Raw genomic sequence first — 9,997 nt, 5'->3', positions numbered from 1 at the left:
CTTCACCGGCGTGCTGCGGCGCGAGGGTATCGCCATCAGCATGGACGGCCGCGGCGCCTGGCGCGACAATGTCGTGGTCGAGCGGCTGTGGCGCTCGGTGAAGTACGAGGAAGTCTACCTGCACGCCTACGCATGCGTCAGCGAAGCGCGCAGTTCGATCGGCCGATACCTGGGCTTCTACAACGCCCGGAGACCTCACTCGAGCCTCGGCGGACGTACGCCCGATCAAACCTACTTTGACAATCTGCCACAGGCCGTGGCAGCGTGAATTGGCCGCGACTTGCGGGGCGTCACTCCGGCCGGGCTACGCCCGACCTCCATGACGCCCCGCAGGCGCCAGCTTGAACAACCAAACCGCAGACGATCCACTTATCAAACGTCAAAGGCTGTTCAGACAAACCGAGCCACTTCTGTGAGCGACAAAGGCTCAAGATGCGAAATTCGATATTCATCGAAATCTTCCTCCAATTCCATCGCTTCAATGGTAAGTTCGGCCGGATGTGCTAAAGACCGACCGGCTCTGTCAATCCGGCTTTTCGAAAGTGCCATTTTGTTGAGTGCCTCCACTGCTGGACATCACGTTAGGCCATCGAAACGCCGGGGCAAGCCTGCCAGTTCGGCGCCGATGTTTTCCACCAGTTCTGGAATGCCGGTTTGCAGAAAACTTTCTGATGGCCGGTCGGACTGCGCCCTATTCTGCGTGTTCTGATCGATGCATTTGATTAGGATGGGTGGGCAGCCAATGTCGGGGTGGATAGTCAGCGGAGGAATAGTAGTGACCTGCTATGGTTGGAAGCCAGCGCTCTGCGAACGGCAGCTCTCCCCACATTCAAGCTTCGATCCGGACAGTCCGAAATCGGCCCGAGCCCGACGTTCCGTGTCGCTTGGCGGCAAAGCCGTAAAAGTCACCTGCACAAAACTGCGCGGGCAAGCTTTGCCTGGCTGCGGTCGCGTTCACTTGAATGTTGCTGAGGGGTGCTTCGCGTCTAGCTGATGGCTGGCGAAGATTTAACCCAAGACCTCTTGCGGGCAGACTTCGTGTCACTCCGGGCAAGGTTTGGTGTCAAGGGATAGGAAGTGTCCATTGACAGCCAAGTTGGCCTGACAAATCGGGAACATCCGGGGTTTTGTCACAAGGCTTTGACAGGGTTCTTGCCCGATGTGCCCGTTATTTGACAACCAGTCTGCCCGGCCCTTCTAAACCAATGGTTTAGCTGGGGGGCAATATCTCATCGCTCAATTTTTCCAGAACCCGCTTTTCCTCCCATGGTTCGCCTTGAGTGATGCCACGTACACCTCGTGGTCGGCATGGTCGCCGAATGCATCGATCTTGCCGGCGAGGTACGCGCAGGTCTGCAAGTGGCGGGCGGCGTGGGGGTAGCGCTTGGCGCGGGCCCTATCGAGGGCGAAGTCGATCATGGCGCGCAGCAGCAGGGTCGCTCCAAGTGGATGTTTGGGCTCGAGCACTTCGGCCGCGGGGGTGAGTAGCCAGTAGTGGTCTCCGTCGATTTCATCGGGCCGCGCCAGAATCAATTCGGCGGCGGCATCGAGCGCAGGCCACTCGACCAGGAATGCCAACGCCTGATGGAAACCGGAGAACCCGCGTGCATGAGCGAGTGCGCGTTCCGCGACTTCCATGTCGTCGAAGTTGGGCAGTCGCTTGATGTAGGCTTTCAGGTACTCGGCATCGAGCGTGCGTTCGAACACTTTCCACCGCTCGTGCTGTGCCGTTTCGGAGTGTCCATCTGCTTCGAGCGCATCGATCCGAACCTTCTGCCATTCAGGCCATCGCCCGCCTTTGCGTATTTCGGCAGGGGCTTGGTCGAGGGCTGCCAATGCCTCGTTTGCGCGTCCGGCATCGAGCAGCCTTTGCGCGATCTGCGCGGCAATTGCCGGGTTCGTGCGTTCGTCATTGGACTGAAGTGCGACGAAGCCATCGACGTCGCCCAAAGCATCGGCGATTTCAGCGAGCGTGCGTTTGATGAGGCGCGCGTGATGGCGGGCCTTGTAGTCGTCTTCGTAGATCGTTCCTTGTGAACCGTAGCCGATGATCTTGCGGGCTTTGCCCGTCGGCGCGACCGGTGGGGTTTTGGCCAAGGCCTCGAATTTCGTTTTCAGGATGGCAAGCCCGGGCGGCCCGAGGGCTGGCGCCATCAGCGAGATCAGACCGTCGAACTGGCCGTAGTCGTTATCGCATGTGCCGGTGAAGACAAGCTCGGCCAACCGCTCGGCGCTGAAACCGGATGGCATGGCCACTTCACCAAGGTTCGTCAGGACCTCATCGAGAACACCGCCCACGATACCATTGCTATCATCACATCGCTGATGGATCGACGGGGCCATTTCGAGCATGCGCCAGAGCAAGTCGAAGGCTTCGGATGGTGCAATTGGCGCCACATGCGTCATGATGGCTGCGCGCTGGGTTTCGAGGTCCTGCGCCAGCGAACGGATCTTGCGCCAGTCGATGAAACCCCGTGCGCGGGCGATCGCGACGAGACGCTTGCGCACTTCGGCGGCGACGTCTTCGCCGCCACCTTGGCTTGCCAGTTCAAGACGCAGGCGCCGCTTCATCGCGGCGTCACCTTCCGCAAGTTCTATCAGTAGCGCTGCGAGTCTCTCGGCGCCGAGTGCGGTAAGGTTGGTGGTGTTGAGTGTCTTCGATCGGGCCATGCGCCGTCTTTGTTCGCTGGATCGCGTAGGTCAACGGCGAATAAAACTTGGCGTGGACTTGCCGCTCCGAGGCCAGCCCGTGATCTGTGCCGTGGATCGAGAGGCTCTGTTTGACGAGCCGCGAGCAACGGTTAGGCGGTGCCTATGACGGCATCCGCCCTCGAGAATCTGCTTGTAACAGGCCTCGTCCAGAAAAGAGGAGGCGCGTCGCAGACATGGCGCCGGGCGCTTGGCATAGTCATCGTGCGAGACACGAGGACGCATCCCCACTGCAATTGGGAGGTCCGGCTCAGCGGCACCGATGCGCAGCGCGCGGCGATCGAAAGCCTGCTCGATGACGTGCGCCTTGAATATTCGATCGTGGCCGCCGGCTGAGCGCTCGATGGCATACGGCCGCCGGCGGTCGGACAGGAATTGGGACTTTGTGCTCAGTCCGGTTCAGAGCGCTGAAAGAGGAAACCGGACATTCGGTTCGCATCTGCGTGATGGCCACATCCGCGAACATAGCCGCCATTCCCCAACTTGCTTCTGCTCCCTGATAGCTGCCGGTCATTCACGGCTCCACCTGTGCCAGGAGGAGACTGTCCGGTTTTAGGGCCAAGCTGCGTAAAGCAGCCATTCGATGGGATTTTTTCAAATGATCTAATCTTTGTCAATTAAGCGTACCGCTCCGGGTTTGCGTCGCTAGGCTTACTTGCTCCGTCATACAGGCACTTCCTGGAGGTAAGCGGCCAATTCCTCAGGGGCCCCATCGGGAAAAGCCGACTTGAGGAGTTCGAGAAAGGCAGAAACCCGTGCGCTCAAGAGACGGCGTGATGGATAGAGCGCCCAAAGCGCGACGTCCGAGCCAAGCACATCTCCCCAGCAAACCAGGCTGCCTGTCGCAACGTCACCTGCAACCAACGAAACAGGAAGTCGAGCGACGCCACCTCCTGCGCGGACCGCGTCTCGAATCGTCATCAAGGAAGACAGATGAAGGACTGGTTCGACGGATAAGTTGGAATTTTCTCCCGACATCGCCATCGGCCAGTTACCCGACTTGTCATCGCCGCGAACCACGGCCCGAACCGGCCCGCTATCGGGCCAGGAGAAAGTGGGCGCAGCCACCACCACCAGTTTGTCCCTGAGAAACGCGCGCCCCACCAACGTTTCATCGGGGTCTGGATTGACCCTTATGGCAAGATCATAGCCTTCCTCGATCATATCGACGGGCCGGTCTTCGCTCGTCACCTCAAGGCGCACTTCGGGATATTTCGCGGCAAACTCTGCCGCCAGACGGCCCATCGCGGTCTGGGAGAATAAGAGCGGCGCACTGATCCGCAAAGTTCCGCGGGGCTGATCGCCACCCGACGCGATGGACCGCGTTGTCTCTTCGAGCTCGGCCAGCAGAGCGCCCGCGCGTTCGGACAGGGCCCGCCCTTCCTCGGTCAGCTTCAGCTCGCGACCTCCGCGTTCGAACAGGCGCAGATCGAGGCTCGCCTCCAGTTCGGCCACGCGCCGCGACAACGTCGCCTTGGGGCGGTTCGCAGCGCGGGCCGCTTTGCCAAAGCCGCCATGGCGCGCAACCAGCGTGAAGTCGGCGAGTGCAATCAGGTCCATTCGCGTTCCACCTGTGAGACGCTGTGTCCATATTACGCGTCTAGTGGACCGCTTATGGATCGACCACTTTCTCTTCGTCAACAACGCAAATCTGAGGAGATATTGTCATGACCATTCTCGTTACCGGAGCCACCGGCCGCGTCGGCCGCCATGTCGTCGACCAGCTGGTCAAGCGCGATGCGCCTGTCCGCGTTCTGACCCGCGATCCCGCCAAGGCCGATTTCCCCGAGCAGGTCGAGGTGGCACAGGGCCACCTGCTCGATATCGATGCGCTGCGTTCGGCCATGTCGGGCGTATCGACGCTGTTTCTGCTCAATGCAGTAACCGGCGACGAATTCACCCAAGCGATCGTCACACTGAATGTCGCACGGGAGATGGGGATCGACCGCATCGTCTATCTCTCGGTCTTCGACGCCAAGGGGGCCGTGAACGTGCCGCATTTTGCGGTGAAGCGCGGTGCCGAGCGGATGCTGGAGCAGATGGGCTTCGGCGCGGCGATCCTGCGCCCGACCTATTTCATCGACAACGAAGCGATGGTGAAGGATGTCATCGTGAACCACGGCATCTATCCGATGCCGATCGGCGGCAAGGGCGTCGCCATGGTCGATGCACGCGACATTGCCGAGGTTGCCGCGATCGAGCTGGTTCGCCGCCACGATGCGGATGGTCCGCTGCCGATCGAGACGATCAACGTGGTTGGCCCCGAAACCCTTACAGGCGAGCGCGTGGCTGCCATATGGTCAGATGTGCGTGGCCGCCCGGTCGCCTATGGCGGCGACGATCCCACCGGGTTCGAGCAGAACATGGCCGGGTTCATGCCAGCCTGGCAGGCCTATGAAATGCGCCTGATGGCGGAGCGCTATGTCAGCCACGGGATGATCCCCGAGGCTGGCGATACCGACCGCCTGACCGCAATGCTCGGTCGCCCGTTGCACCAGTACCGCGAAACGGCCGAGGCGCTGGCCGCCGCGTAATGCCCCCCAAGAAACGAAAGGATGCGTCTATGTCTACCATACTCATCACTGGCTGCTCGTCAGGCTTCGGCCTGGCGACTGCCGGACTTTTCTCCGAGCGGGGCTGGGATGTCGTCGCAACCATGCGCACGCCGCGCGAAGATGTTCTGCCGCAATCCGATCGCATCCGGGTGATCGCGCTCGACGTCACAGATCCGGAGAGCATCGCGCGGGCAATCGAAGCGGCGGGACCGATCGACGCGCTGGTCAACAATGCGGGTATCGGGTTGCTCGGCGCGGTCGAAGGCACGCCTATCCCGGTTGCGCGCGAACTGTTCGAAACGAACACGCTGGGCACGATCGCGATGACGCAGGCCATCCTGCCGCAGATGCGGGAGCGCGGGAACGGAACCATCGTCAATGTCACCTCCTCGGTAACCTACGCCCCGCTGCCGCTGCTTTCGATCTACACGGCGAGCAAAGCGGCGGTGAATGCGTTGAGCGACAGCATGGCGATCGAGCTGGAACCCTTCGGCATTCGCGTTCGCACCGTTCTGCCGGGGCGTGCGCCCGGCACCAGCTTTGCAGAGAATGCGGGCGACCGGATGGAAGGCGCGATTCCCGAACCCTACGCCCCGCTCGCCGAGCGCGTCTTCGCAGGATGGCAATCCGATACCGGGCCGAACACGTCCGCCGATGACGTCGCAGAAGCGGTCTGGGAAGCAGTGACCAACCGAAACACATCTGCGAGCCTGCCCGCCGGTCCGGACGCGGTGGCGCTATCGCAAGCCGTATAGCCAAAAGCTGGCGGTCGTCCAGATGGCCGCCAGCCCTTCACCCATTGATCACTGACGTCGAAGGGGGTTTGCAGATGCATCCCGCGCCACCAGCCCATCATGAAATGAGAACTGTACGGAAGGCTGCTTTGGGACTTAGATAGTCGCATGCGTCTATCTCCCAGCAATTGCATTGGCGAATGCTTGGGGACTTGGCGTCTCATCGAAACATGGCGCATCCTCATCAAACATGATCCAGGGTTGCGCGCGGCTTACCCAGATATGCGCAGCAGGCACCACCTCTTTGCTGCGGTCGAGAGTTCCCATCTTTAGCACGGCAACCCCCGGGATAGCGCTGTTGGTATTGGCAATCCGGGTGAGGCAGCTTGCACAGCCGACGTGTTCGGAGGGCATTACCTCCGTGCCGCCTGGCAACCGCAGCCGGACCGCCTCGCCACGGATCTTCAATGCGTCTTCCGGGACCATTGCATGGAGCATGAAAGCACTCCCGCTCCAGGTCTGGCAGTCGAGACAGTGGCAGGCATAGGACAACGGCAGTTCGTCGCTGACCAGTTCGTAGCGCACTCTACCGCACCGGCAGCCTCCGGCAATCGTCATGTGTACGTCCTTCTGCATATGCTCGAGCGCGCTGCGCGGCGATAAACGGATCCGGCCCCACCATCCACCTGAAGTAGCGCGCGCGCAAGCCAGCGGTTTGTCATGGAGAAGGGCTTTGTTGCATAAATAGATCGCAGGGCAGCAGTTGGCCTTTGAAGGCATCAATCACGCGACACGCTGAGTTTTGGGCCTTCCGAGTGCGGTGAAACGGTTGAGGATGGCCGCGCGGATTTGCAGTTCGGCGACCTGGCGATCGAAGTCTCGTGCCATGATGCGTTCGCCCAGCAACTTGAAGCAATGCATTTTCGTCTCGACCAGACTGCGCCGATGATAGCCGCTCCATCGTTTCCAGATTGGCCTGCCGAACCGCCGGTGTGAGCGAACGATTTCATTGCGAGCGGCAACGCCCGGCGTGCACTCGGGCCAGGCTTTTGCATTGCTGCGGGAGGGTATGATCGCACAGGCATCGCGTGCGGCAATGGCTTCGTGACAAGTTTTTGTGTCGAAAGCGCCATCGGCACTGACGTTTGCGATGGCTTTATGGGGTGGTATCTGCGCCAGCAGTTCGGGCAGCATGGGCGCATCGCCAACCCGGCTTCCGGTCACTTCAATAGCGCGGATATCCGACGATCCGAGGTCCCCGCCCAGGTGGACCTTGCGCCACTGGCGGCGTTTGGATGGGCCATGCTTGCGTCTGCACCATTCTCCGTCGCCCACCGCCTTGATGCCCGTGCTGTCGATCAGCAGGTGCAACGGCCCGGAACGGGGCTGGCAAGGAATCTCGACAAGCAAGGTCTTCTGCCTTCGGCTCAGGGTGCTGAAATCCGGCACTGGCCAATCCAGCCCTGCCATCTCGAGAAGACTTGCGACCATGCCGGTGGTCTGGCGCAAGGGCAGCTTGAACACGCCCTTCAGCGTCAGGCAGGCCTGGATCGCGGCATCCGAGAACATAGGCTGACGCCCGCGCTTGCCTGTTGGCGCGGACAGCCACTGCATCCCCGGATCAAACCAGACCTGAAGCGAACCTCTCTGCGCCAGCGCTGCGTTGTAGGATTTCCATTTCGCCGTGCGGTAGCGGGCTCGGGGCGGTTCGCTCATCGTCGCCCCTTAACCACCTGGATTCACAAACGGAATCCCTCGGGGATTTGCGCAACAAAGCCGGTCAGCATCGCGAAATGCCTGAGTTGCCCCCATTGCCCCCAAGGTTGCCCCTAGATGGTACGCGCTTGGCTGAGACAGGTTGAGATGACATGCGACGTATCTCGCAGAAAAACCGCCACAAAAGCAATGCCCTTGAGCGTGGTTGATGCTGACTGAGATAGGAAGTGTCCGTTGACAGCCAAGTTGGCCTGACAAATCGGGAACATCCGGGGTTTTGTCACAAGGCTTTGACAGCGATCTTGCCCGATGTGCCCCTTTTTTGACAACCAGTCTGTCTGATCCTGCGAAACCAATGACGTAGAAGGACTTGCTCAATCCTTCCTCGCTCCACTGTTCCCAAAAGGGCTCTTCCTTCGACGTTTCGCGTTGAGAGATTTCGCTCGTGCAACATGGCGACGCTGATCTAGTGCCGAAGGTCGGCTACGCCCAATTCTTCCCACATCCAGGCAAAGCTGTAACCGGCCATCTGCTCGTTGCCGGATTTGGCGGTCCCGTTCTCCAGGTACTTCAGCCAATCCACCACCTGGGCGCGCCCGGCTTTGGTCCTGACGGCCTGCCGCGGCGTCTTGTCCCCCAGAGCGGGGACCGGCTCGTCGAGGACCTGTCGGTATTGTCGGTCCATCATGTCGCGAACGATGCGCTGCATCTCCGCGGCAGGGATCTCCGGCTCAGCGGTTTCGTCGCGCTCCTGCTGTTGTTCAGCCATCATCTGGGCAACGGTGCGGATCTCGGTCAACGGTGCCTGGACCAGATCGCCCAGCAAGGGGATGAAGAGGTCCCGGGCACGCTGCGCGCGTTCGGCGCTGTTGACCTCGATCGTCAGGAAACGTCCCGCCAGCTCGGCATTTCCAAAGATCGTCGAACCATCGTCCATGGTCGATGCCAGCATTTGCGTGCCGTGCTGCGTGGGCCGCCGGGATTTGACGCGCTTGTCTTCCAGCCAATTCCAGAATTTGGCGGAAGCGGGCGACATGGTGGGCAGGGACTGGAAACGGGCTGCGATCTGCTTTTGTGTCACGCCTTTGGGCAATGGGAAAACCAGGCGATGGAAAAGAATGTCATCGCCCTCGCTGTTGACCAGATCGGGCATCGGCGGGCCCATGACACCGGCAGCATCCAGCAGCCAGGTCGAGGTGATCACGGGCGCGCTGTGGCGCAGCAGTATCGCGCGGTCGGTTACGTCGAAATCAAAGCCCGGATCGGGCTGGGCGCCGATCTTCGTAAAGCCATCGATCAACTGCTCGCTACCATCCGGACTAAATGCCAGCAAGGCTCCAGAAATGACGCTGCCGCTTCGGCCCTCGATCAGGCGCGTGGCAATCCGGTCCCAGTTGTGCAAGCTGCTGCTCGCGCTGCGCTCCTCTACGGTGACAGGCTCGCCGCCCTGAAGCAGGTCGCGCAGACGCATCGACTTGCCTGGTACAATGTCGCTCACTTCGTAGAGCGACATCGGTGTCTGACGCAGGGCCTTGATATAGGCTTTGACGGAAGCCTTTTCGTTCCAGCCACGCCGCTTCAGGTAATCGTCGGCGAGATTTTCGCCATCGAACTCGCGCCCGATCAGGTCTTCGAAGGCGCAGCCCCACAAGGGGCCTTCCCAGTGCGGGCCAACGATGTCGAGCAGTTCGTCGAAATCGACATCGAGCTCGTCGGCTGCCGGTCCGAAATGCTCTTCCAGGCACTCTTCAAGCCGAGTCTTCCAGGGTTCGCGCCCAGCGTATTTGATCAGGCCGGACAGGTCGTGGATCGCGCGCAAGGTAAGAGCTCCTTGAGGTGGTTCAATGGCACGAGCCTGCCGAGCCATTGACAGAAGTGGCTCGGTTTGTCTGAACAGCCTTTGACGTTTGATAAGTGGATCGTCTGCGGTTTGGTTGTTCAAGCTGGCGCCTGCGGGGCGTCATGGAGGTCGGGCGTAGCCCGGCCGGAGTGACGCCCCGCAAGTCGCGGCCAATTCACGCTGCCACGGCCTGTGGCAGATTGTCAAAGTAGGTTTGATCGGGCGTACGTCCGCCGAGGCTCGAGTGAGGTCTCCGGGCGTTGTAGAAGCCCAGGTATCGGCCGATCGAACTGCGCGCTTCGCTGACGCATGCGTCGGCGTGCAGGTAGACTTCCTCGTACTTCACCGAGCGCCACAGCCGCTCGACCACGACATTGTCGCGCCAGGCGCCGCGGCCGTCCATGCTGATGGCGATACCCTCGCGCCGCAGCACGCCGGTGAAG

10 protein-coding genes are annotated in these 9,997 nt (G+C 60.9%); 4 read left to right on the top strand and 6 right to left on the bottom strand.

The window, feature by feature from the left end; translation table 11 throughout:
* Positions 1 to 268 (top strand): integrase core domain-containing protein (locus FMM79_RS09980; RefSeq protein ID WP_148625125.1); only part of this gene is annotated, 268 nt, incomplete at its 5' end.
* 968 nt (positions 269 to 1,236) lie between these two features.
* On the opposite strand, the gene FMM79_RS09975 is transcribed toward FMM79_RS09980, so the two are convergent.
* Positions 1,237 to 2,670: a DUF6880 family protein gene (locus FMM79_RS09975; RefSeq protein WP_148627359.1), complete on the bottom strand. Its 1,434-nt coding sequence runs from the start codon at positions 2,668 to 2,670 to the stop codon at positions 1,237 to 1,239.
* A 144-nt stretch (positions 2,671 to 2,814) separates the two neighbouring features.
* Between FMM79_RS09975 and FMM79_RS09970 the strand changes: the two genes are divergently transcribed.
* Positions 2,815 to 3,045, top strand: coding sequence for a hypothetical protein (locus tag FMM79_RS09970; RefSeq protein WP_148627358.1), 231 nt, complete (start codon positions 2,815 to 2,817; stop codon positions 3,043 to 3,045).
* 327 nt (positions 3,046 to 3,372) lie between these two features.
* Here FMM79_RS09970 and FMM79_RS09965 read toward each other — a convergent pair whose 3' ends face one another.
* Positions 3,373 to 4,269 (bottom strand): LysR family transcriptional regulator, encoded by an 897-nt coding sequence (locus tag FMM79_RS09965; protein ID WP_148627357.1) that lies wholly within the window; start codon positions 4,267 to 4,269, stop codon positions 3,373 to 3,375.
* Between the two features lie 107 nt (positions 4,270 to 4,376).
* On the opposite strand from FMM79_RS09965, the gene FMM79_RS09960 reads away from it, so the two are divergent.
* Positions 4,377 to 5,243 carry an SDR family oxidoreductase gene (locus FMM79_RS09960; RefSeq protein ID WP_148627356.1) on the top strand — a complete coding sequence of 289 codons (867 nt, stop codon included), beginning with the start codon at positions 4,377 to 4,379 and terminating at the stop codon, positions 5,241 to 5,243.
* 29 nt (positions 5,244 to 5,272) lie between these two features.
* Positions 5,273 to 6,019 (top strand): SDR family oxidoreductase, encoded by a 747-nt coding sequence (locus FMM79_RS09955; RefSeq protein WP_148627355.1) that lies wholly within the window; start codon positions 5,273 to 5,275, stop codon positions 6,017 to 6,019.
* A gap of 153 nt (positions 6,020 to 6,172) precedes the next feature.
* Here FMM79_RS09955 and FMM79_RS09950 read toward each other — a convergent pair whose 3' ends face one another.
* The 4 genes from FMM79_RS09950 to FMM79_RS09935 all read right to left on the bottom strand — a co-directional run.
* Positions 6,173 to 6,616 (bottom strand): GFA family protein, encoded by a 444-nt coding sequence (locus tag FMM79_RS09950; protein WP_148627354.1) that lies wholly within the window; start codon positions 6,614 to 6,616, stop codon positions 6,173 to 6,175.
* Between the two features lie 165 nt (positions 6,617 to 6,781).
* Complete coding sequence (locus FMM79_RS09945; RefSeq protein WP_148627353.1) at positions 6,782 to 7,714, bottom strand: IS5 family transposase; 933 nt, start codon at positions 7,712 to 7,714, stop codon at positions 6,782 to 6,784.
* Positions 7,715 to 8,180: 466 nt separating this feature from the next.
* Positions 8,181 to 9,533: an antitoxin Xre/MbcA/ParS toxin-binding domain-containing protein gene (locus FMM79_RS09940; protein WP_240339099.1), complete on the bottom strand. Its 1,353-nt coding sequence runs from the start codon at positions 9,531 to 9,533 to the stop codon at positions 8,181 to 8,183.
* Between the two features lie 196 nt (positions 9,534 to 9,729).
* Positions 9,730 to 9,997 (bottom strand): integrase core domain-containing protein (locus tag FMM79_RS09935; protein WP_148625073.1); only part of this gene is annotated, 268 nt, incomplete at its 5' end.

Source organism: Novosphingobium sp. BW1 (genome assembly GCF_008107685.1).
In the GTDB taxonomy this organism is placed as follows: domain Bacteria; phylum Pseudomonadota; class Alphaproteobacteria; order Sphingomonadales; family Sphingomonadaceae; genus Novosphingobium.
Note: the sequence above shows the minus strand (reverse complement) of the source record. Positions and strands in the feature narration are given on the sequence as shown.

Coding starts and splice junctions, on each gene's coding strand:
- FMM79_RS09965 (WP_148627357.1), bottom strand. CDS start 4,269: ATGGACCTGATTGCACTCGCCGACTTCACGCTGGTTGCGCGCCATGGC.
- FMM79_RS09950 (WP_148627354.1), bottom strand. CDS start 6,616: ATGACGATTGCCGGAGGCTGCCGGTGCGGTAGAGTGCGCTACGAACTG.
- FMM79_RS09975 (WP_148627359.1), bottom strand. CDS start 2,670: ATGGCCCGATCGAAGACACTCAACACCACCAACCTTACCGCACTCGGC.
- FMM79_RS09970 (WP_148627358.1), top strand. CDS start 2,815: ATGACGGCATCCGCCCTCGAGAATCTGCTTGTAACAGGCCTCGTCCAG.
- FMM79_RS09945 (WP_148627353.1), bottom strand. CDS start 7,714: ATGAGCGAACCGCCCCGAGCCCGCTACCGCACGGCGAAATGGAAATCC.
- FMM79_RS09955 (WP_148627355.1), top strand. CDS start 5,273: ATGTCTACCATACTCATCACTGGCTGCTCGTCAGGCTTCGGCCTGGCG.
- FMM79_RS09960 (WP_148627356.1), top strand. CDS start 4,377: ATGACCATTCTCGTTACCGGAGCCACCGGCCGCGTCGGCCGCCATGTC.